At 41.3% G+C, this 22,828-nt stretch carries 18 protein-coding genes and 1 pseudogene; 9 read left to right on the top strand and 10 right to left on the bottom strand.

The window, feature by feature from the left end:
* Positions 1-174: 174 nt before the first annotated feature.
* A complete protein-coding gene (locus tag CXF72_RS19485) occupies positions 175-333 on the bottom strand; it encodes a hypothetical protein (RefSeq protein ID WP_157823301.1) in 159 nt (52 codons plus the stop codon).
* A 127-nt stretch (positions 334-460) separates the two neighbouring features.
* A complete protein-coding gene (locus CXF72_RS19190) occupies positions 461-853 on the bottom strand; it encodes a hypothetical protein (protein WP_101041429.1) in 393 nt (130 codons plus the stop codon).
* A 576-nt stretch (positions 854-1,429) separates the two neighbouring features.
* Between CXF72_RS19190 and CXF72_RS19185 the strand changes: the two genes are divergently transcribed.
* Positions 1,430-2,881, top strand: coding sequence for a glyceraldehyde-3-phosphate dehydrogenase (locus CXF72_RS19185; protein ID WP_232785038.1), 1,452 nt, complete (start codon positions 1,430-1,432; stop codon positions 2,879-2,881).
* Positions 2,882-3,380: 499 nt separating this feature from the next.
* Here the strand turns inward: CXF72_RS19185 and CXF72_RS19180 are convergent.
* Positions 3,381-3,596 (bottom strand): annotated as a pseudogene (locus CXF72_RS19180) (transposase); the annotation flags it as partial.
* Between the two features lie 421 nt (positions 3,597-4,017).
* Between CXF72_RS19180 and CXF72_RS19175 the strand changes: the two are divergent.
* Positions 4,018-4,281, top strand: a complete 264-nt coding sequence (locus CXF72_RS19175) for a hypothetical protein (RefSeq protein WP_101041427.1) — start codon at positions 4,018-4,020, stop codon at positions 4,279-4,281.
* Positions 4,282-4,723: 442 nt separating this feature from the next.
* Here CXF72_RS19175 and CXF72_RS19170 read toward each other — a convergent pair whose 3' ends face one another.
* Positions 4,724-5,920 (bottom strand): MFS transporter, encoded by a 1,197-nt coding sequence (locus CXF72_RS19170; protein ID WP_101041433.1) that lies wholly within the window; start codon positions 5,918-5,920, stop codon positions 4,724-4,726.
* Positions 5,921-6,061: 141 nt separating this feature from the next.
* Here CXF72_RS19170 and CXF72_RS19165 point away from each other — a divergent pair, with 141 nt between their 5' ends.
* A complete protein-coding gene (locus tag CXF72_RS19165; RefSeq protein WP_232785037.1) occupies positions 6,062-6,706 on the top strand; it encodes a pentapeptide repeat-containing protein in 645 nt (214 codons plus the stop codon).
* Positions 6,707-6,982: 276 nt separating this feature from the next.
* On the opposite strand, the gene CXF72_RS19160 is transcribed toward CXF72_RS19165, so the two are convergent.
* The gene (locus tag CXF72_RS19160; protein WP_232785036.1) at positions 6,983-7,816 is read right to left on the bottom strand and encodes an ABC transporter substrate-binding protein; all 834 of its coding nucleotides are present in this window, start codon (positions 7,814-7,816) and stop codon (positions 6,983-6,985) included.
* A 201-nt stretch (positions 7,817-8,017) separates the two neighbouring features.
* On the opposite strand from CXF72_RS19160, the gene CXF72_RS19950 reads away from it, so the two are divergent.
* The 5 genes from CXF72_RS19950 to CXF72_RS19140 all read left to right on the top strand — a co-directional run bounded on the left by CXF72_RS19950 (position 8,018) and on the right by CXF72_RS19140 (position 12,990).
* Complete coding sequence (locus CXF72_RS19950) at positions 8,018-8,170, top strand: hypothetical protein (RefSeq protein WP_232785035.1); 153 nt, start codon at positions 8,018-8,020, stop codon at positions 8,168-8,170.
* A gap of 3 nt (positions 8,171-8,173) precedes the next feature.
* Positions 8,174-8,956: a hypothetical protein gene (locus CXF72_RS19155; RefSeq protein WP_232785034.1), complete on the top strand. Its 783-nt coding sequence runs from the start codon at positions 8,174-8,176 to the stop codon at positions 8,954-8,956.
* Positions 8,957-9,283: 327 nt separating this feature from the next.
* The gene (locus CXF72_RS19150; protein WP_101041425.1) at positions 9,284-9,553 is read left to right on the top strand and encodes a ribosome recycling factor family protein; all 270 of its coding nucleotides are present in this window, start codon (positions 9,284-9,286) and stop codon (positions 9,551-9,553) included.
* Positions 9,554-10,161: 608 nt separating this feature from the next.
* Positions 10,162-11,058: a hypothetical protein gene (locus tag CXF72_RS19145; protein WP_101041423.1), complete on the top strand. Its 897-nt coding sequence runs from the start codon at positions 10,162-10,164 to the stop codon at positions 11,056-11,058.
* A gap of 36 nt (positions 11,059-11,094) precedes the next feature.
* Positions 11,095-12,990, top strand: a complete 1,896-nt coding sequence (locus CXF72_RS19140) for a tyrosyl-tRNA deacylase (RefSeq protein ID WP_101041421.1) — start codon at positions 11,095-11,097, stop codon at positions 12,988-12,990.
* A 604-nt stretch (positions 12,991-13,594) separates the two neighbouring features.
* Here CXF72_RS19140 and CXF72_RS19135 read toward each other — a convergent pair.
* The 5 genes from CXF72_RS19135 to CXF72_RS19115 all read right to left on the bottom strand — a co-directional run bounded on the left by CXF72_RS19135 (position 13,595) and on the right by CXF72_RS19115 (position 21,276).
* Complete coding sequence (locus CXF72_RS19135; protein WP_101041419.1) at positions 13,595-14,800, bottom strand: MFS transporter; 1,206 nt, start codon at positions 14,798-14,800, stop codon at positions 13,595-13,597.
* A 793-nt stretch (positions 14,801-15,593) separates the two neighbouring features.
* Positions 15,594-16,571 (bottom strand): transposase, encoded by a 978-nt coding sequence (locus CXF72_RS19130; protein WP_198552678.1) that lies wholly within the window; start codon positions 16,569-16,571, stop codon positions 15,594-15,596.
* 407 nt (positions 16,572-16,978) lie between these two features.
* A complete protein-coding gene (locus tag CXF72_RS19125; protein ID WP_101041415.1) occupies positions 16,979-18,937 on the bottom strand; it encodes a CHASE domain-containing protein in 1,959 nt (652 codons plus the stop codon).
* Between the two features lie 800 nt (positions 18,938-19,737).
* Positions 19,738-20,505: a DeoR/GlpR family DNA-binding transcription regulator gene (locus tag CXF72_RS19120; protein ID WP_101041413.1), complete on the bottom strand. Its 768-nt coding sequence runs from the start codon at positions 20,503-20,505 to the stop codon at positions 19,738-19,740.
* Between the two features lie 42 nt (positions 20,506-20,547).
* Positions 20,548-21,276: a glycerophosphoryl diester phosphodiesterase gene (locus tag CXF72_RS19115; protein ID WP_101041411.1), complete on the bottom strand. Its 729-nt coding sequence runs from the start codon at positions 21,274-21,276 to the stop codon at positions 20,548-20,550.
* A 243-nt stretch (positions 21,277-21,519) separates the two neighbouring features.
* On the opposite strand from CXF72_RS19115, the gene ugpB reads away from it, so the two are divergent.
* Entirely contained in the window at positions 21,520-22,824 is a 1,305-nt protein-coding gene (gene ugpB / locus CXF72_RS19110; protein WP_101041409.1) for a sn-glycerol-3-phosphate ABC transporter substrate-binding protein UgpB, read from the top strand.
* Positions 22,825-22,828: the final 4 nt, after the last annotated feature.

Genomic DNA, 22,828 nt, shown 5'->3' with positions numbered 1-22,828 from the left:
ACAAGAATAGCTGTCGCGCAGCCGACATCTTATTCGGGTGTTGAACAAGCCCGGTCGAACGTTGCTTCTTTTTATAGTAAATAGTATTTTTTGGAGAGGTCTAAATTGATGGTATTACTTTTCTTTAGGCGAGCTTGGTCATGATACAATTGATAACTCAATTATATCAGTTGGTTATCTATTTTTATTGAATGCCAGAAAGGGCTGTGGGGTCTGGTCTGAATGGCACTTATGAACAGCTTCAGCTGGCTTCGAAGAAGTTAATAACAGGGATGTTATTAACATAGTAAGGGTATCAACCAGGGAAACTTGTGTTGCACGAGATTGCGTCATAATGAGCTCCTAATCATTCAAAACAGTGTCTGAAAAAATATAGAAGCAGATTAATATTTAGTCAATTAGATGGCTGTCCATCTATTACCGTCCATCTATTACCAGCTAGTTATTGCGCCGGTATGAACTACTTTGTGATTTGTTTCAACTTTGCGGCATCTGCGTCGGTAGCGTGATGATTTAGACTCAGCAAAATGCTCGCTAGGCTTTTAACTGCAGCAGGTGCAGTTACATCTTTTGTAATCGCTTTCAGATTGGGTTTATCCGTGTCGGCGGCCTTGTGTTTAAAATTCAACAGTGCCTGTGCAATAGTTTTCTCATCGGCAGTAGTAGTGTCCTCGGCAGCCACTTTTTTCAACTGATCTATGTCAGCTTCGCTGGCATAATGCTGCAGATTGATCATAGATTCTGCCATAGTGCGCGTCGCGCTACTTACGTTGTCGTCCGCCGCAGATGTGCCAGAGATGGCGAGTAGCAACATGGAGAAAATAATGGGAAATGTAATTCTGAGTAAGTTCATAGCGTATTTTCCTTTTAAAAAAGATAGAGTTCAATCCAACGGACTGCCCATATTTGCCAGCAGCCTGCCTCAATATAGCATAGTTGTGATCTTATCAACCTGACCCAATTTATTTGAGTAGCAACCATAGGTGTCCACAATAGCAGGGATGGGGTCAGATCTTTCATTTTGCACTGACCCTCATGACATGACCCGAGAAATTTAGTTGATTGAGTTCGTAAAATGAACTTAGACATATCACCTGAGGCACATTACTATCGCCTCTATTGTTCGTTCAATAAAAATGATGGTAGCTCTATATTATTTGAGTGTCGTTATTATCATCCCTCTTAACCATTTCAAAAATACCAGATATAAATAAAGCCGCTCGGTAAAATGATAATCAATTGATAAATGGCTGTGGAGTCAGCTCTTAATGGCACTTTAACCTTTCCGCTGTCTCACTTTTACTAGTGAATTTAAGGTTTTACTTTGTCAAAGCGAACCAAACATGCATAATTTACACCTAATTTTAATATGGTAGGTAGTTATATAGCTCTTTGCCGTAAAATATTGTTAAAAATGAAAGGTAGACGCATGAACCAAGTTATTTCTAATACCTGTATGCAAGATTGGTCAGATCGTGAATCAACAGTAGAAACTATGATTCCAATGATTGGCGCTTTGTACCGTAAAAAGAACATTGTGACCTCTATATACGGTCGCCCAATTATAAATCGTTCTGTTATTGACCTATTGAAAGCCCATCGCTTTGTTCGTCATATGGAAGACCAGGAGCTTTCTGTACTAGAGACGTTTCCAATCATTAATGCAATGATGTCGATGGATCTAGATCGCGCTCACGTTGATGTGGGTAAGCTTGCGGTTAAATTCCGTAACGAAATGAATGGTAGTGATCTTGAGGCTTTCTTGAATAAAGAGCTTAATGATGCGCTTGGTCAAAATAGCCCTGCGACGAAAGAAAATCGTGATGTAGTACTTTATGGTTTTGGCCGTATTGGTCGTTTGTTAGCACGCCTTATTATTGAAAGATCAGGCGGTGGTAATGGTTTACGTTTACGTGCAATTGTGGTTCGTAAAGGTAAAGGAAATGATCTTGAGAAGCGTGCAAGTCTATTGCGTCGGGATTCTATCCACGGCTCTTTCCGAGGAACTATATCGATAGACAAAGAAAAGAATGCGATTATTGCTAACGGTAATTACATTCAGGTTATCTATTCAGATGCCCCCGAAAATACTGATTATGAAGCATTTGGCATTGAAAACGCATTAGTTATTGATAATACCGGTATCTGGCGTGATCAAGCTGGTCTAGAACGTCATTTGCAAGCAAAAGGGGTTTCTCGTGTATTATTGACAGCTCCAGGTAAGGGGGATATTAAGAACATTGTTTACGGTATTAATAATAACGTGATTGAAGATACGGATACTATATTATCAGCAGCTTCTTGTACGACTAATGCTATTACGCCAATATTGAAAATGATCGATAACGAATACGGTATTATTAATGGTCACGTAGAAACGATCCACTCTTATACTAACGATCAAAACTTAATTGATAACTATCACGAAGGTGATCGACGTGGTCGTGCCGCTGCATTGAATATGGTCATTACAGAAACAGGTGCTGCTTCTGCCGTTGCTAAAGCATTTCCTGAAATGGAAGGTTTACTAACGGGTAACTCTATTCGTGTTCCTACACCAAATGTATCTATGGCAATCCTATCTTTGAACCTAAAAAGTGATATTACGACTGAGGGTGTTAATGCTTTCCTTCGTAAAATGTCTTTGTACTCTTCAGTTCAAAAGCAAATCGATTGGGTTAACTCTTCAGAGGTTGTATCAACCGATTTCGTTGGTAACTCACATGCAGGTATTGTCGATGCACAAGCAACGATTACCAGTGATAAACGTGTTAATTTATATGTTTGGTATGATAATGAGTTTGGTTATAGTCATCAGGTCGTTCGGATTGCACAGCAGATGTGTGGGGTGTTTTACCCAACGTATCCTATTGTTAAATAGAGCTTAAGCAGAAATATTTTAATTATTATTGCGACATAATAAATGTTGTTCTAACGTAGAAAATATAGCATGGCCACATATTTTATTGTGTGAAATATGTGGCCATTATCGAAGATAAAGATGGTAATAAGCAACCTATGGGTGCTGGGGTCACCCATCAGGGATGGGGTCAGATCTTTCATTTTTCACTGCCCCCTCATGACATCAAGCAACAATGCAAACAACAATGCCTCCCATTTCTCTAACCACACTGCCCCCTCATGACATCAAGCAACAATGCAAACAACAATGCCTCCCATTTCTCTAACCAATAACATAGGTTCTTTCAACATTCATTGCGGCAGTCTTTTATAGTTATTCAAACGCATAAATTGAAAATCTTTCAATTTATGCGGCTTTAGATTGTGAAATATGAGGAGTCTGGTCGTTTTAAACCCATAGCAGAAGCTTGATATCAATCAAGCGAGGAATGACTTACAGATAGTTGAAGAATTAAGCTTTAAGCGCACAGCCAGCGTTGGCAGTTTGCTGCACCGTGGCGTCGCTTTCGGTCTAAATGCTCACAGTATGCAGTTAATGCCGGTAAGGCACCCACCGCCCCTTTAAGTAAATGACTAAATTCGCGAGTAATTTTAAGCCCGTTGTCTGCGGGAATGTTAAGTCTATTGAGGATACCTTCACTGCTTGAACTAATGGCAGCACGCTTATCTTCTCGCGGCAAAAAGACTGGACCGAAAAGACTGGACATCCATACCTTATATTCTTTTAAATCATCACATTAAAATAAATGTACCATTCAGATCAGGTCTTTTATTTTGCATTATATGATTTGATGCAAAAGTTACACATTATTAACGCTTTAACTTATTGAAAATAAAAACTTAAATTATTATGGACTGCATTTATAGATAGCTCTGTAAATATAAGTTCTTCATCTCAACAATATCAACTTACAATCATGTTTCGTGTCTATCTAACTGTTTTATAAGTATGTTATTATATAATTCTTATCAACAAATAAAATTTTAAATGTGTATTAGTGAGAATGCAGGCTAATACATTGTTATGTTACTTTAGGTTTTTTAGCATCCGCGGCCTGAAGTTTTATTACAGGGTGTATTACATAAGGAAATGAAATGAAATTATTCGCAAGTTTAGGTGTCGCTCTTTTTTTGACTGGTTGTGCTGGCGCTAATATTAGTTCACAAGTAAGAGAATCTGGTACTGAAGGCTCTAATATGATGACTCGTTGTGTCAATTACTCCACAGGTGATAATGAAGACACTAATGCTGCTCTTAAAAAGTATGATGGTTGGAAGCTAATTTATGTATCGGAATATACAACGGATAATAAAACGGATACATCAGCCGTAATGTGTTTCGAGAAACCTGTTTCTTAATTTTTAAATCAGTTTAAAAACGTCTAACAAGAAGCGGCAATCTGACTCCGCAAACTGAGCTTAGCGTTATATATAAAGGGAAGTTCCGGCGGTGGGTTCAAGTCTTGCATTTTCTTTTTTTTTACTCGCCGCGATAATATAACTTACTGATGAATAATGTATTTTAAAGGCTCTGTTCCATTTTACTGTTGTCGACCTTGTAATCCTATAAATTACAAGATGTTATAAAAACTTCTAAGTAACTATAATTTCAACATCTACAAAGAGTTAAACATAGATAAAAATGCGACAACATTATTCTGGAACAGAGCCATTTTAAAATAGTCGTCAATAGCTTTCATTGTGTAACCACCTGATTGATAAGCTTTGATGATATCGTCATTGTGAGTCTTTGACTGTTAAAAATAAAAGACCTGATCATCATGATCTTCTTTAAGTGGATTTAAGCATTTGTACTTAAAGTAATGTTACGCCCGCCTAAATAACCAAACACACCACAGAGCAGACTTGCTAAAGCACATAACCACAGTACAGGGGCCCAGCTTTCAAAGTGAGTATGCAAAGATCCTGCAAACATGGGGCCGATAGCAGCAAGCAAGTAACCTACACACTGCGCCATACCCGAAAGCGATGCGGCTTGCCCTGAGTGATGTGTGCGTAAACTGATATATGACAGTCCTAAAATAAAAATTGCCCCGGCACAAAAGCCTAAAGTGATTGACCATATAAAAGCATAATTGGGTAAATACAGTAACCCTAATGAACAAAAGCACCCGATTAATGCCAATGCCAGAGCAAGTAAACGTTGATCTTTTAATTTGGCTAATAGCGGAATAAGGACAATTCCGGGCACTGCGGAGGCAAGTTGAAATGCACCATGCAGCATGCCAGCTTGCTGTGCACTGTGGCCGCCCTCCATTAATATATTAGGTAACCAGGCAATCATCACATAAGTGAAAAATGAGTTAAGACCCAAGCACAAAGTAATATGCCATGCCAAAGCATGATGCCAAATTTTACCTTGGGTGTGCGGCTGAGTAAGATCCCTAGTTGGTTTGGTATGTAACCTTAATTGCGGCAACCAAATAAGGAGACTTATCAGCGTTACTAATCCGTAACTGGCTAAGGCAATTTGCCAACCTAACTCTTTATAAGCGGCTAAAGGAATAAGTAAAGCAGAATAGCTACCGGCAAAAATCCCCATAGCGAGTACATAGGCAGAGGTCATGAGCGCGACTTTATGCGGAAAATCACGCTTAATTAAACTCGGTAACAATACATTACCAATGGCAATTCCAACCCCAATGACGGCAGTACCAATATAAAGCACAACGACAGAATCTATCAGCCTAGAACTCAGCCCTAAACCAATCAGCACTAATGCAACAAACAGTGATATCTCAAGGCCTTGCTTTTTGGCTAAGCTCGTTGCCATTGGTGAGGCGATAGCAAATGCGAGTAATGGCAACGTGGTTAGCATACCCGCTTGAGGGGCGCTTAATGCAAAGCTATCAATAATTTGATCAAGTACTGGTCCAATACCTGTTATTGGCCCACGTAGATTAGCGGCGATAAATAAAATGCCGAGGATTAAAATAGCAGAAGATAAAATAGAACGGCTAGGAGAAACTGGATGCACAATAAAACTCAATAATTAGAAAAAGTCCTAGGATGATAGCAGAGAGAGACAGGTACACGCATTAATTTATCGCTTTGATTTAGTGTGGTTAAATAGAGTTTGTTATGATTAATTTTTATAAGATAGGTAGCGCAGATTTTCGTGCATAATGATGTTTATAAAGCGGTTAAGCGAACAGAGGTTTCAGTGGTAAAAATAGAAAGTAATGAGCAGTATTTAGATGAATCTTTTGATAAACAGGTACTGTTGTCTTTAGAAATTTTCGGCTCAGAATTTGAAGACTGTGAGTTTAATGACTGTGATTTCTCATCGGCTGTATTTGTGCGATGCAAGTTTCTTAATTGTTCGTTTAATCGTTGCAATCTAAGTTTGATAAAGGTCCCTCAATCGCATTTCTTTGAAGTGCGTTTTATTGAAAGTAAACTGCTTGGTGTTGATTGGACAATGGCATATTGGCCGTCATTCCATCTGGATTCTGAACTTAAATTTAGCAAATGCATTCTCAACGACTCATCATTTTTTGGTTTGACCTTGAATGAATTAAAACTTGAGGAATGTAAGTTACATGAAGTCGACCTAAGAGACGGTGATTTTTCAAATTCATCAATGACTTACTGTGATTTTACGAACAGTTTATTTATGCATACTAATTTGCAAAATGTAGACTTTAGCGAATCATCCAATTTCAATATAGATGTGTTAGAAAATAAAATATCGAAAGCTAAATTTTCCCGGTATGAAGCATTGAGTTTGTTGTCGAGTTTAGACATAGAATTGGTCGATTAGGGGGTGAGCTGCGAGTGATGAGTTACGAGCAATGAGCAATGAGCGGCGAGCTGCGAATTACGGGCGATGGGCTGTCGGCGGTAAGCTGTAAGCTGTAAGCTGTAAGCTGTAAGCTGTAAGCTGTAAGCTGTAAGCTGTAAGCTGTAAGCTGTAAGCTGTAAGCTGTAAGCTGTAAGCTGTAAGCTGTAAGCTGTAAGCTGTAAGCTGAAGGCAGTAGTAAAAAAGTGATGAACTTAAACTTACGTTAAGCTCATCACTTACTAAAGTGCTAACAGATTATTTAAATACTCTCTGACGAACTTTTTCTAGTTGCTCAAGTATCTTATCAAGGCGCTCAGGGTGAACCATAAATTCTTGGAATCCTTTCATACCCGCTTTAGCCATCGCAGGATCTGTATCACGATCATAGAATTGTGCGGTACCCGCTGCTGCATTCAACATTTTCACGCCGGTTTGTAAGAACTCATTATCTTTAACAGCCGCTTTATTGTTGGTTGGAATTTGCAATATTTTTTTGTTGATAAGTTCCTGATTTTCTGCACGTGCAACAAATTCAAGGAACTTACGCGCATCAACTTTATTCGTGGCTTTAGATGGGATATGTATTGTATCCATTGGTGCATCTTCTGCCATAGGAACGGATGCATCGATAGATGGGAACTGGAAGAATCCCATTTTACCGTCAAGCTCTTCAGGGAAACTTGGAGTAATAAAGTTACCAATCAAGTACATAGCTGCTTCACCGTTATACAAAAACGGTTGTGCTTCCTGCCAAGAATAAGCGGCGTGGTTTTCCAGATAATAACCCGGCTCCACTAACTCTTTCCAATTCTCAAAGGTCTTTTTAACCCGCGGATCGGTATAAGCAATTTTACCTTCCATTAATTTAATATGGAAATCTAGACCATTGGTACGCAAGTTGAGGTAATCAAACCAACCCGCCGTTGTCCATAGGAATTTACTACCAATAGTAAAGGGTGCAATTTCATTTTTCTTCAATGTTGCCGCAGCGGATTTTAGCTCGTCCCATGTTTTAGGCTCAGCAATATCGTACTTTTGGAAGAGATCTTTGCGGTAGTACATACCCCATTGGTAATAAGTATATGGCACACCATATTATTTACCGTCAACGGTCATCGCAGCCGCAGCAGAGGTAAAATCAGCCTGAAGGTCATTCTTTTTCCAGATATCACTGACATCTTCAAAAAGGCCGCGATCAACGAAGGTTTTCATGCGATTACCCGCGTACCAGGAAACCACATCGGGTGATGACGTAACCAACCAGTTACGAATAGTTGTTTTGTAGGATTCATGGTCGTTGCCACCGAGCAAGTTGCATTAGCATCAATCGCACAATTGACGAATGTGCCCTTGATTGATTCGAGCGCGCCGAGACTGAGCGAAGACAAAGAAAAGATCACCATTGCAGGCGCAGAATTTGAGCTTGAAATAGACAAACAGTAAGGTGTGATCAATCAATGGTTAGTGCGCGGTGAAAATAAGCTTTTACAGGGACCCAAAGATAACTTTTTCCGTGCGCCTCTGGATAATGATATAGGTACCAGTGAAGCTGACTGCATTGATCCAAATGCGTGGGTGACACAATGGGACAAGGCCGGAATAGCGCGCCTGGTATCTCATTGTATCGCGATAGAGGCCATTACATTGGCCCAGAGTGTGCTTGTTAAAGTGGAGTTTGGTCACTACGTTGAGAATAAGCTATTAATTGCCAGTCACTGGCAATACACCATCAATAATCAGGGAGAAGTACAGATTGATGTTAACGTTAATCTTGCTAAATCACTGCCACCCCTGCCGCGAATCGGGCTGGAATTGATTCTACCTGATAGTGAAAAAGCAGTTAATTGGTTTGGTCGCGGCCCCCATGAAAATTACCCCGATAGGATTTTATCTGCACACGTTGCTCGCCATTGCTGCTCTATTGACGAAATGCATACACCTTATATTTTCCCGTCTGAAAACGGTTTACGTTGTGATGTAAAGGATGCAACAGTCGGCGATTTAAGCGTATCCGGTGATTTTCATTTAGCGGTAAGTCGCTATAGTCAGATGAATATTGCACAGGCTAAACACGCTAATGAGCTTATTAAAGACCAGCAGCTTTATGTCCGTTTAGATGCTTTTCATATGGGCGTAGGCGGCGATGATTCCTGGAGTCCGAGTGTGCATCAGGAGTTTCTTTTAAATAAGGAGCACTATCATTACCGAATGATGCTGGCATTTAATTAACGGCTAGCTGTTATTCTCAAACAAGACAATACAGCAATGTATTGTCTTGTTTGAGTCCTAAGTTATGGCCTCTAAACTGATTAATATTTATTTTTTTAATTTTTCAACACTGCAGCCTTTCTAGCGTGTTTTTTCTGCCTCAAATTTACATCCTCTCATTTCTCCCAGACGAGCGTAAGAAGCTAATACCAAAAACATTAATAAAGTGATCCGATTTATTATTCAATAATCATCACTACTGCTTACGAGTGTCAATTTTTCCTTTGAAGCAACTGATCATAAATTGAATGTGTTTGGTATCAATATGCTATTTCAGTAAAATAAAAAATGCTGAGCTTAAAGCGTATCCGTCGTTCGAAAAATTGGTTACTAATGGGCAGCCAAAGTCAGTTTGTTGAGATAAGTGATAAATTACGGCAGAAAAAAGCATTGTGGATTGCGGAAGCCATTGATAAAGCGCTACCAAAACCAACCTTTAATTTAACGTTGATAATGAAATCTAACCCTGCAATGACAGTCAATCGGTTAATGGCAGAGACTGGCTGCACGTTCATTGAGGCTCGAAGTGCCATTGATACTGCTGAAGGTTTTATTTAATAAAACTCAGCAAAGACCCGGGCGTATTAATTTTTTAAAATAGGCTAGTTACTTGGTCAAATTGACCAATAATAAAACAGGAATATGCATAGGTGCCTGTGGTTATATATACCTATTCTGCCTCAGTAAGCCAATTCACAAACGCCCTTTACATCGACTTACAAAACAACAAAACAACAAAACAGTGACCAAATTCACTTAGCTACAACTATGTACCAATCGGGAATTTTCGAGCGAGGGGATATATAGTGCCATGTTCTTAATTCGGTACGTATTGATTCAATAAGAGGCGGTTTTGCCACTTTTTTTGCACATTATATGAATACGTTATGCACAATGTCCATATTCTTAATACGTTAACATGTTGACAATAAATAATTATTTTATTGTAGTTTGCATCGATAGAGATCTCTATAAATGTAAATTCCTCATTTCCCCAAGATAAATACTCAATTTACAAATAATTATATATGCCATCCCACTTTTTTATTGCTTATTCTGGTCTAATATTTAGCAATAAAAAATTTAAATGTGTATTAGTAAAAATGCAGACTAATGCACTGTTAGAAGTTAAAAACAAAGCATGAACAAATTAGGAAAACATTAAGATGCTGAGTTTATTAAGATTCTGGAAACCTTTTTGTACCATCGTGCTTTTTCTTGTGACCGCCCTGGCTCTGCCCGCTATGGCCCAAACACTGGCCCCATCCGAGATCGACACGCTTAAAGCACAGCTAGTCAAGGCACAGGATGTGTACTCCGCACTCGGCACCAGAGTGCAGTGCTACGAAAAGAAGGACACAAGCTTGCAGGTCCGCAGCAGCCAACTACAAAAAACCGCAGGCGACTTGCACCAGCAGGAACAGATGCTGTCCAGCGAACTGGCACAGGCAAAGTCAGAAGCCGAAGAATTTAATCGCGAGTTTGAGGCAGCTCGGCAGGAGATGGATAAACTGCAAAGCAAGATAAGCAACATCGAAGCCCAAATCCAAGCAAGACAGGCCGCCCTAGATGACTGCAAACGCAAGGCCTGGATCTTTGGGTTCGTGTGCGACATCGCTGGCGAACTTGCCGGACTGAACGGCGACTTGCGCAGATTTTCTGCCGACAGGCAGGCCGCCAATATCAAGGCTGGGACGTTGGATCAGCAACTTAGAGCAGCCCAAATCCGACAAAGTCAGGCTGCAGAGCGGTTCCAAAATAACCAGCACACATCGGATCAACACAAACAGGATATTGCAGCAGCCGAAGCAGAAATCAAAGTGATCAAAGCGTCCTTGTCCGAGATTCGCACGGTCAAACAGGATTACTCCGTTAAACTCGGCACGTTTCAGGATGCGTTTACTGAGTTCGAAGCTCTGGACCCAAGCTCCGCCCGCCGATCTGTTGTCCACCGCTTACTCCGCGAATCCGCGGACCTTGATGCTCTGCTGGTTAAAGCACGGGGGGTGATTGAGAGAAACGGGCTGCAACTCCCGAACGGCGAGCGCCTCTGCGAAAATTAGTTCCTTTTTTTACAGTCACATTAGGAGAAATATACAATGTCTACCGAAAACCAAATCGTAAGTGTGGAATTTGACGTCAAAAAACGTATTGACTCGCAGGTCGAAAAAATCTTGGAAGGCAAGTCCATTACCTTGCCCGATGGCTTTAATCACCCGCTGGTCGAGGACTACATCCGAAATATCGAAGGGACATATAATGTCTCAAGATCCAAAGAAGACACCGACAACGCCATCGACCTGCTCTATATCGCATACAACACGACGCCGCAGGAAGAAGGAAAAATTCGGGTCGGTATCGACCACCTGATGACCCGTTTGATTGTGGCGCAGCAAGAGAGCGAACTGAAAATGCGCGGGGCCACCACCGATGCAGGACGCATCCTCAAGTCACTGCGCGAATTGTTTGGTGACTGGGAAGAAGCACGCGACAGCGACAACAACCAAGACCTAAAGGACTTCATTGGCGAGGACCTGTTTGACCTAGCCAACGAAATCAAAAGTCGCGCCGAACGGATCAGCAAGGAACTGACAGAGATCGCCAAAACCTATGATAAGATCATTGACGACACGACCAAGACCACGAACCAAAGCGAACAGGCCCTAGCGGCCCGGTTGAAGAACAAAAAAGATATCGAAAAAGAGATCACCAAAAACAACGCCGACCGCGCCAAGCTGAAAAGCCTAGTTAAAGATCTTAAGGACGATATCAGCAAGTACGAAGGGATGGCGAACGAATACAAATCGCAGGCCGAAACTGCCGAAAAGCGCGCCTTCATCATGTCAATCGTCAGCGTAGGTGCTCAGATGGTTTCCTCCATGATTCCGGCGATAGCCCAAGAAGCCAGCAATGCGCGACGCGATATTATCGCAGCAGCGCCGGCGATAGTCGCTGGCGTCACAGGCGTAGCAACTGGTGGAACATCGCTGATTGCAGCCTCAGCAGTCGGCTCGGCTCGGCAAATTATAAACTCTGTAACCGCTACCACCGACAGCGACAACACAGCGAAAGTAATCGAATCCAAAAAGGACATCGCTGACAAACGTGCGGAAAAAGGCACTGCTGAGCGCGAGAAAGACGAGCTAATGAAAAAGGCCAAGGAATTAGCGGCTGAGAAGGCAAGGATCGAAGACGACGAGGGAACCGATGCCGAAACTAAGGCAGCTCACTTGGCCGGCGTCGACAAGAGGATCGAAGACAATAATGTTAAAATAAAGGAAAAGAATGACACGATTGCTGCTGCAACAAATTCGCTGAACGCGCTGAACGCATCGCTGAAGTCCCTGGATGAAAACATGATAAAAATGGCCGATAAGCAGGAACAACAGGCCACGAACCTGCGTGATCTTCAAATGAAGATGCTGGTAAAGATCGAAGCCTATGAAACGGAAAAACGCACTCAAGCGGCCGAGCTTGTGAAGATCAACGCGCTGCTAAAAGGGCAACGGACCGAAGATGAAACCATCCAACTGGCTATCAAGTCACTGAGCCTGAGCCTCAAGGCGCTGAAACGTATGCGTGAAATCATCATCGAAATATCATTTTTCTTCAAATCCTTCGCCGACTTCATGCAACAAATCATGGAAAGCTCACGCGAGCAATCGGAGACGATCCAGAAAGCCATTGATCGAGACCATCTCACGAAGAGCTTCACTGGGCGAATTAAGCGGAATACGAATGATTTCTTCATCACGCAAACCGCAGAATGGCAAGCGGTCGAGGTTGTGTCGGCCAAGTTCATCGATAACTTCAAGGACGGCTGGAGCAAGTTGAACCAGCTGAGCGGGAAATATCTGACAGGTGACGAACTGAAGTCCTACCTCGATGTCGCGGCGGACAAAATTGAAGACATCTCTTTCAACCGTAAAGAAGCCGCAACAGCCAAGCTGACAGAGCTGAACCGGTATCGCGATCGCATCCTCACGAAAGTGTAAATCGATCTAGCGGGTGAGTGGCACAAGGCGCTCACCCGGCAATCATACAAAGACCCCACAAAAATAATTCAGGACAGCCAAATCTACATCCTGAAATGACGTAATACCAAACGCATTAATAAAGTGATCCGATTTATTATTTAAAATTGATCATAAATTTAATGGCGGTCTTATTTGAACGTCAACTAGCACGCACGATGACAATAAACGCATAGCTCGTAGGGTGTCTGCTCAGATACTAAGCTGTCGCTTATTCGCTGCACCGATTATCGCTGCCTGCGGTGCATAGAATGCACCCTACCGATAACATCATACGAAATGCATTATCCGATTTACTATTCAAAATCAAACGGCTAACCATGCCACCCACTTTTTTAACCCACATCAAACGGCTAACCAGACGGCTAACCATGCCACCCACTTTTCTAACCGACATTAGGGAGAAGAGGTGAAAAAACGATGCCAAAGGGAGTGGGTCAATCTGATCACTTAATTAATGCTTTTGGTATGAGTTTGAATTTAAAAAGGCAAAAACAAAATGTGACCCATGTACGTAATGGGTCCATTAAGCGCAATGTCATAGGGTATGTCATCGACAATCTGATCACGCTGGGCACTGCTCCAATTGCGCATTTTTATTATTCATTTGCAGATAACTTAACAGCCACATTATTAAGCCGCCAGTAAATAGTACCGCCGCAACATAACCCGTCTCGTTGGGTAATACACCTTGTGCGATAACCATGCCTCCCACCCAAGGCCCGATGGCATTGGCAATGTTAAATGCACATTGCACCAAAGCACCTATCATTGCGTGGCCGTTTGGTGATACATCCATCAGCAAGGTTTGAATTAAGGTGGCTAAGCCCAAACTGCAACCAATAAAGAAAATTACAGCATACAATAACCAAATGTTATGGCTGGCACTGACGTAGGCGAGGGAAAATATAATCATAGATATTAAGGCTATGCCGGTAGTGTTTAAAGCCGCACGATCGGCTGCTTTTCCTAATACGTAGTTACCTAATGTACAACCAATACCAAACATCACCATCGCGATTGAAATTGTGTATGCCGGTGTTTCGGTGACCACTAAAATGGTGTCGGCAATATAAGTGTAAATACAAAATACGCCGCCAAAGCCAATAATCACAATGCCTAGAATGGACCAGACCAATTTATTTTTCAACACGCCAAATTCATTGATTAAATTTGACGGCTGGCTGTTTTCTATTTTAGGGACCACCACATATACGCACACCAGTGCCACTAAGGCGAGAGCAGATGCACCCGCTAAACAATAGCGCCAGCTTAAATTTTGCCCGACTAATGTCACGATAGGCACCCCGACGATAGTCGCAATGGTTAAGCCCATAAACACTTTGGATATATAGCTGGCGCGTTTATCTTGTGGGGCAATATCGGCGGCTAATAATATGGCAGCGCCAAAGTAAGCGCCATGGGGCAGTCCACTTAAAAAACGAAACACAATCAGCTGCTCAAGTGAGGTTGCCATGGCACTTAAGCCATTGGCGATAAACATTAATGTTAGAAATATTACCAAGGCATGGCGTTTTTTCATGTTGGCTGTTGTCAGCATTAAAATCGGCGCCCCGACAACAACCCCTATCGCGTAAGCACTAATGGCATAACCGCTTTGTGACGGGGTTGAGGCAAATGTTTCGCTGATTAAGGGCAGCATTGGCATCATCGAGAACTCCGATAATCCCAAAATAAAGGTGCCTAATGCTAATACCAGCAAAATGGCGGTAGTATTCAGTTGGCTAGGTAACGTTGCAGCTGGTGTCATAAAAATCCTGTAAATGATAAAAGAGAAATAGTGATGGGTACGATTTAACTGCGAAGTATATAGCGATAGAGACAAGCACCATTAAGACTTGAAAGTCCTCGATAAACTATCATCTGTCACAGAAGTGAGTGTGAATTGATCCAAACATCATCGCAATAATAGTAACTGCGCTATTGGTTGTTTTGGATTATCAACGGTAAGGTGGAAAATCACGAGGGTTTATTCTCCCAATGCACGGCAACGTAATCATTACCGTGCATCCTATTATACAAGGCGTTTGGCTTCAGGAATAGATCTGATTTTTTAACTGATGCAACATTTCAGCCAGAAGCTCAGCTAAGTCTGTAGGGAAACGACTAGCCCACGTTCAACTTGGAAGTGCACCACATATTTCATTATAGATTTCAAAAGGAAACGGCTAACCATGCCACCCACTTTTCTAACCGACATTAGGGAGAAGAGGTGAAAAAACTATGCCAAAGGGAGTGGGTCAATCTGATCACTTAATTAATGCTTTTGGTGCCTGCTAACCATGCTGCTAACCATGCCACCTGCTGCTAACCATGCCACCTGCTGCTAACCATGCCACCCATTTTTCTAAAAAATAACACAGCCTCTTTCAGCATGTATTTCGATAGCATTTTATGACCATTCATACGCATCAATTGAACTTATTTTAATAAACTGGGCTTTAGATTGTGAAATATGAGGAAGTTGGCTGCTTTAAACCAGTAGAAGAAGCTTGATATCAATCAAGCAGAAAATGACTTACAGGTAGTTGAAAAATTGAGCTTTAAGCACACAACCAGCGTTGGCAGTTTGCTGCGCCGTGGCGTCGCTTTCGGTCTAAATGTTCACAGTATTCGGTTAATGCCGGTAAGGCACCCACCGCCCCTTTAAATAAATGACCAAATTCAATCGTGATTTTAAGCCAGTTCTCTGCAGGAATATTAAGTCTATTGAGGATACCTTGACTGCTTGAACTGATGGCACCGCGCTTATCTTCTCGTATAATTCGAGCAGTATCTTCAACAAGCACAATGTAATCCTTCACACTGAACATCACCCCGTCAGGCATATTCAGGCATTCATCACCTACAAAGGGCAGTAATTCTGCGGGCTGTTCACCTTTTATGGCCGAGTGAATTCTTCGCTGGATGCTGGTGTAATCGGAGGTTTCAGGGCTTGTCGCCATTTTGGCGCGAATGGGGTTTAAATCAACATACGCCATACAAGCGAGTATTGCGGCTTCATCAAGTAATGCCTGGGATTTAAAACGGCCTTCCCAGAATCGGCCGGTACAGTTGTCTTCTTTATTGGCCTGCCTGGCAATCGGCTCACTGAGTGATCGCATAAACCAGCTAAGATCAATTAAGCGATGACGATATTCAGTAATGCAGTTATGAACAGTTTCAAGCTCAAGCCTATTAAGGTCTTCACCTTTAACAAATTTCTGCGTCAGTAACGTGCCTTTAAAGCCTTTATGCCATTGAACAAGCACTGTTTTATCAGACCAGCTATTGGCTTTATCGGCATTCACTTTAAGGACAATATGCAAGTGATTACTCATCACTGCATAGGCACAGATATCAATCGCAAAGATAGTCGCAAGATCTAGAATGCGAGCGTCAACCCACTCTCGACGATGTTCATAGTTTTCACCTGTCGTACTATCAATGCCACATAAAAATGCTTTACGTACAACACGTGAGCAGCAGTGATAGTAAGACGTGTCATCTAAGCTCACTATCGTTTGTCTTGGTCTGGCCATCATTTATTACCTGCAAGTAAACAAAGGTAACTAAATAATAGACCAGTGCTTAAATATTCGCCAATGATGATGGGTGGCTAAGTTAAATAGTGAAATATTCGCCAATAATGATGGGTGGCTAAGTTAAATAGCAAGTAAACAAAGGTAACTAAATAATAGACCAGTGCTTAAATATTCGCCAATGATGATGGGTGGCTAAGTTAAATAGCTAAATAGCTTTAAATAGCTAAGTTAAATATAAGTGGTGCACTTCTATGTTGAACGTGGGAATATCAAGTTAAATCTTACTAATACACATTTTAATTATGAATATAATGACAAAGATTACACCTTACTAAGCTTATAAAACAGCAAGATAGAATACATACCAGCATATAAATTGACTTTATATTTTGGAGAAATCTTTATCAATTGGGTTGATAAATTTTCACATTATTTCGACCGTCACCCTTTGCGCAATACATGGCTGTGTCGGCATTCTTTATAAGAGTACTACCATCGTTGCCATGCTCAGGAAAGAAAGCAATGCCTATACTCGACGTTATGCTCAAACTTTGTTCTGCAAATTCGAAAGGCGTATTGAGCACATCGAGAATCTTTTCTGCGGCTCCAGATGCATCTTGCTCTCTTTCGATTGTGGGCAACAACACAATAAATTCGTCGCCACCTACACGCGCCACAGTATCCGAGTCACGTAGACAGCTCTTAATACGCTGAGCGACTTTGATTAAGATAAAATCTCCTGCATGGTGACCTTGCTCATCGTTAACGGGCTTGAATTTGTCTAGGTCAATGAACATTAAAGCCAGCTTTTTGTTATTTCGTGATGCAATAAATTGCGCCTGTTGTATTCTATCTGTTAATAGCATTCGGTTTGGTAGGCCAGTCAGCGCATCATGTTGCGATTGATGCCGCAACGCTTTCTCAGTCAATTTCATCTGGTTAATTTCCTGAAGAAGACCAAACATCAATAATGGATTACCGTCATCTGTCCATGATGCTACTTTGCCCTTAGCCAATATCCACACCCATGATCCATCTTTATGCAGCATACGAATTTCACACTCGTAGTTAGGTAGTTCACCTGCAAAATGTTTTGTCAATAAATCAGCTGATTTTTGTAAATCATCAGGATGTATATTTTTATGCCACGTTTTAATCGTGATCGGCTCAAGTTCACTCAGTTTATAGCCAATAATTTCAGCACAGTACTCATTAAAAAATACATCTCCACTTTGAATGTTCCATTCCCATGTTTCAGCATGCGTTCCCTCAATAATACAACTCAATCTCCACTGTTCTTTTATCAGTTTCATATTCATGTTTGTTGCAGCTTTTATCGCACGCTCTCGACCTGTCAGTAAGAGCCAAAATATGAATGATATGGTGAAGCTAGCAATAGTACCAATCACTCCGACAAAAAGTGGCCAGCTCTTATTGACGCGCGAATCAAATAAAGACGAAGGACGGATACGAACTGTCCAAATATGATTTACGACATTAATCTGATTGATTTTATAACTAATATTATCGAACTGTTTATTCAATGAAAACGGACCATATGAGTCAAACATTAGTGTTTCGTCTGATATGATATCACCATCAAAAATTTCAACATCCAAGTCCTCAGCTTGCTCCCCATGAACGCCGCTAATAAAGTCATTCATTCGAAAAACTGCATACACCCAACCAATAATGTTCTCCTGCCTATCAGCAAGTAAAGTATGCGGTTTGCCATTTTCATAAACCGGCAGATACATTAAAAATCCGCTTTGATCATTAGCGCCAGATTCCTGAACTAACCTAACTTTTCCACTAAGTGACATAGCGTCATTATCAATTGCCTTCTGCATGGCCTTATGACGCATTGGCTCTGAGAACATGTCATATCCGAATGCCCGTAAATTACGCTGTGAGAAAGGTTCAAGATAAATGATTGATGAAAAGATATCACGCTCGCCTTCGGGGTAGATTGAGTAAGCAGGGAAACCTTCACTTCGTATCGCCTCTATATGATTATTTATCAATGTAGATGGTATAATAATGGAATATCCTACACCCTGTATGCCGGGAAAATTTTCTGCCAGATTAAGCGAAGATATATAGCGTTTGAACTCTTCTCGCTCAACTGTCTTTGATGCATTGAACAGCCCCCCTGTTCCGCGCAACACTTGTTCATAAGCCTTGATTCTTATCTCAATGAGCGAAACCGCTTCTCTCACTCTGAAATCAAAATAAGCTTGGATATTTTTCTCAGAATTAATCTGAGTGAAATAAAATGACCCGTAGGTGACTGCCAGACTAGTGATTAGTAGCAACGATACAATCAATCGCTTTGCATATATGGTGTGGTTTTCTAGCAACATGGCGGCCTTTTAAACAAAATTGTTATGTAAACGATACTGCATTCCTAACCTGAAGGGTACGGCAATAGAACTAATACGAACAAAGCCCACGGCAAGATCACTATAAAATTAGTTGTTAATTTTATAGTGATCTTGCCGTGGGGGTAAACCCGCTCTTTTAACTTCAACAACTAAAGGCTAACCATGCAGACTAACCATGCCACCCATTTTTCTAACTCTAACTCATTTTTCTAACCGAATAAAATAAAAAAGCGGATTAGTATTTGGTCAATTAGAATCGCGAGCTGTCCAGCTATTTTTGCTGCAGGATTATAAAATGCACAATCACTCTATCTGCGCAGTGTATTTGGCGTAAAATATAGTGCCCATAAAGCTAAGTGCATTAATATATTTTGCGGTTTCAGATGTGGCTTACACCCCCAAAAAAATAAGATCTTAATATAAATATAAATATAATTTAAAATCAATAAGTTAAAGATTAATTACTTTTTTATAATGTGATCATTTAATTATTTCTTTTGCTATTAATAAATCCAGTCGGGGTGGAATATTTTTATCAGTGATCTAGAGAGCAAACACTTTGTTCAATAGATTGAATGTTAATTAATGGAATGGGTATTATGTTATCGGCAGGTGCATTCTATGCAGCGGAAATCGGTGCGCTGAGCGCACCCTACGAGCTTAATTAAACGATTGAAATACCCATTTAAATCGTTTAATTGTTTATGTCACTCTCATAATTAAGGCGGCATATAAAAACCTAAGTCTCTGTACGCCAACTATTTTGGCCACAAGCCCTATCAATTTGAATCTGTAATACCACCAAATACGCGATCAAAATGACCGAGAGGGGCAACTTTAGCATTGGCTTTACGTTGCCGTTTAGCACTGTTTGCCACCAGCCACTTTTTCCTTGAACCCGAAATAATGGCCTGGCTGACAATGGCTTCGCCCAGTTCATATTCAAAGGCAACTTCCTGCATTCCACCCTCGGATTTTACTGCCAAACTGTTTAATGCGATGGGTTTTTCGATAGGATTGATTGATGCACAACTGATAATGCCAATGTCGGCAATAAACTGACCATAAAACGCGCCAATGCTGTCACCCACGACATCTCTATCATTAGTGCGAATCCGCCCTCCCGGAATCCAGGTTTCGATATTATCGTATTGTGATAACAGATGAGCGGCTTCAAAATTATTGGTCACGACTCTAAGCTCGCTATGATTGAGCAATTTTTCTGCGATACAGGCTATCGTGGTGCCTATCCCCAGAAATAATGTACAACCATTAGGGATCGCAGCTACAACAGATTCTGCAATCTGCTGCTTTTCCGCTTGATTGGTCACTTTTCGGGAAACATAGCTTCGGTTAGCCAGGGTGACGGGTAAACCAACACCACCGTGATGGCGACAGGCGAGTCCTACCGCACAGAGTTGATTGATATCCCGGCGGGTAGTTTGTGCAGTGACATTAAAATATTGAGCGAGTTCATCAATAGAGTAATACTCTTGATGATGAATCATATCTATTATTGTCTGTTGACGAAGACTGAGTTTCTGCATGGCTAGTGTGAGGTTCCTGCCTTGTTTATTAATTAAAGTTGATTAATTTAAATTTATCGTCTTGATATAGGCTTGTGGCACATCGGTGATCATCATGTCGACTCCCCAATCCCAATGCAGACTAACCTGCTGAGGTGAATTGGGGGTGTAGCAGTAAAGTTGGTAACCCCTTTTTTTTATCCATTGTGCTTGTTGTTCCTTCAAAAAAACGTAATTGCAGTGCAGGCTATAAGCTTCAATTTCCGCTAATAACAATAGCGCATTAGCAGGAATTGTTTCTACCAGTAGACCCCGATGAATTTGAGGTTGATGGTATTGCATGTATTTTAATGCCGCTATATTAAAGCTGGAAAATAACATTTGAGATGCTTCCACATCCACATCAATAATGACTTTTTTAATTTTTTCACAAAGCAGAGCAAGATTATCTTGCGGATAGAGTTTTATCTCAACATTCACTTTGAGGTGCTTATTTTTTGCTAATAAGAGCGTTTCTTTAAGCGTCGGAATACGTTCATCTCGAAATTCTTCTCCAAACCATAATCCGGCATCCAGTGATTTAAGGCTCTCTAAGGTCATGGTTGACACAGCACCAATGCCATCGGTACAGCGCTCAACCGTTTTATCATGAATAACAACGGGCACCTTATCCAGACTCAGCTGGACATCAATTTCAATCCACTCACAACCCAGTTCAGCGGCCTTATTAAAAGCTGCCAGGGTATTTTCCGGCGCCAGACTGGAACCTCCTCGATGCGCGGTTATTTTCATTATTCTTCCAATAATTAATTAATTTAACATAAACCCTAACAAAACTTTATGACCGTTTTATTTCACCTGAACATCATTGCGAACATAAAATACGTTCAGTTAAGTTCAATAAAGCGTCATTAAAGTGTCATTGAAGTGTAATCAACTTTCTTTATTCTTCAAATGAACATTAAATCAGTGGAGGGTGGACAAATAAGCACACTGCTCCTTTAAATAATAACTTAATATGAGAAAGGAAATTATATGTCTGTTAAACACCTCACTGGGTTGGCGGTAGCGGCAACATTCTTGAGTGCGCAAGTTCATGCGACAACCGAGGTTGAGTGGTGGCATGCAATGGGCGGAAATTTAGGCCAAAAAGTAAATGAAATTGCTGCTGATTTTAATAAAAGCCAATCCGACTATGAAATAAAACCCGTTTATAAAGGCAGCTACGCTGAGACAATGACCAGTGCTATTGCCGCATTTCGAGCCCAGCAGCAACCTGCTATTGTGCAAGTCTTTGAAGTAGGCACCGCGACTATGATGGGAGCAGAGCAAGCCATTTATCCCATTCATGAATTGATGAAAGCGACGAATGAGTCTTTTAATCCCGACAATTATTTATCTGCAGTGACCGGCTATTACACCACAAATGACGGGAAAATGTTGTCCATGCCGTTTAATAGTTCGACCCCTGTTCTGTATTACAACAAAGCCATGTTTAAAAAAGCAGGTATTAAATCAGCACCCAAAACATGGCAAGAGATGGAAGATGTCTCTGTTAAGTTATTAGCATCGGGTGCCCAATGCGGTTTTAGTACCACATGGCAGTCCTGGACACAAATCGAAAACTTTGGTGCCCGCAACAATATTGCGCTTGCGGATAACAACAATGGATTTGATGGCTTAGACACGAAATTTAAATTCAATAGCGCGCCTTTTGTGGCGCATATAGCACAAATGGCCAAATGGTCAGAATCTGGAATATTTAAATACGGTGGCCGTCAATCCAAAGGTATGCCGTTGTTCTACACGCAGGAATGTGCAATGACCATGGGCTCATCGGCGGGCCTTGCGGGTATTCAAGAAAATATGAAAGATATAGACGTAGGTGTTGCCGAACTTCCTTTTGAAGACACGCTTATTTCAACACCACAAAATACGATTATTGGTGGTGCTTCATTATGGGTCTTACGCGGGCATTCAAGCGAACAATATAAAGGAGTGGCTGAATTTTTCACTTACCTGTCAAGTCCGAAGGTGCAAGCAGATTGGCATCAGTTTACCGGATATTTACCCATTACTAAGCAGGCGCACACGCTGACCCAGCAGCAGGGATTCTATAAAACGCATCCTGGTACGGAAACGGCGGTTATTCAAATGACGTCAACCAAGCCTACTGTTAATTCCAAGGGAATTCGTTTTGGCAATTTCCTGCAGACACGTGACATTATCAATGAAGAGTTAGAATCAGTCTGGTCTGGCGATCAATCAGCTCAAGCCGCACTGAATAATGCTGTGCGTCTTGGTAATGAGCAGTTGCGACGCTTTGAACGTACTCAGTAACAGA

This window comes from Psychromonas sp. MB-3u-54 (assembly GCF_002836415.1).
Lineage (GTDB): Bacteria > Pseudomonadota > Gammaproteobacteria > Enterobacterales > Psychromonadaceae > Psychromonas.
The sequence above is the reverse complement of the archived record's forward strand: the minus strand, read 5'-3'. Positions and strand labels throughout refer to the sequence as shown.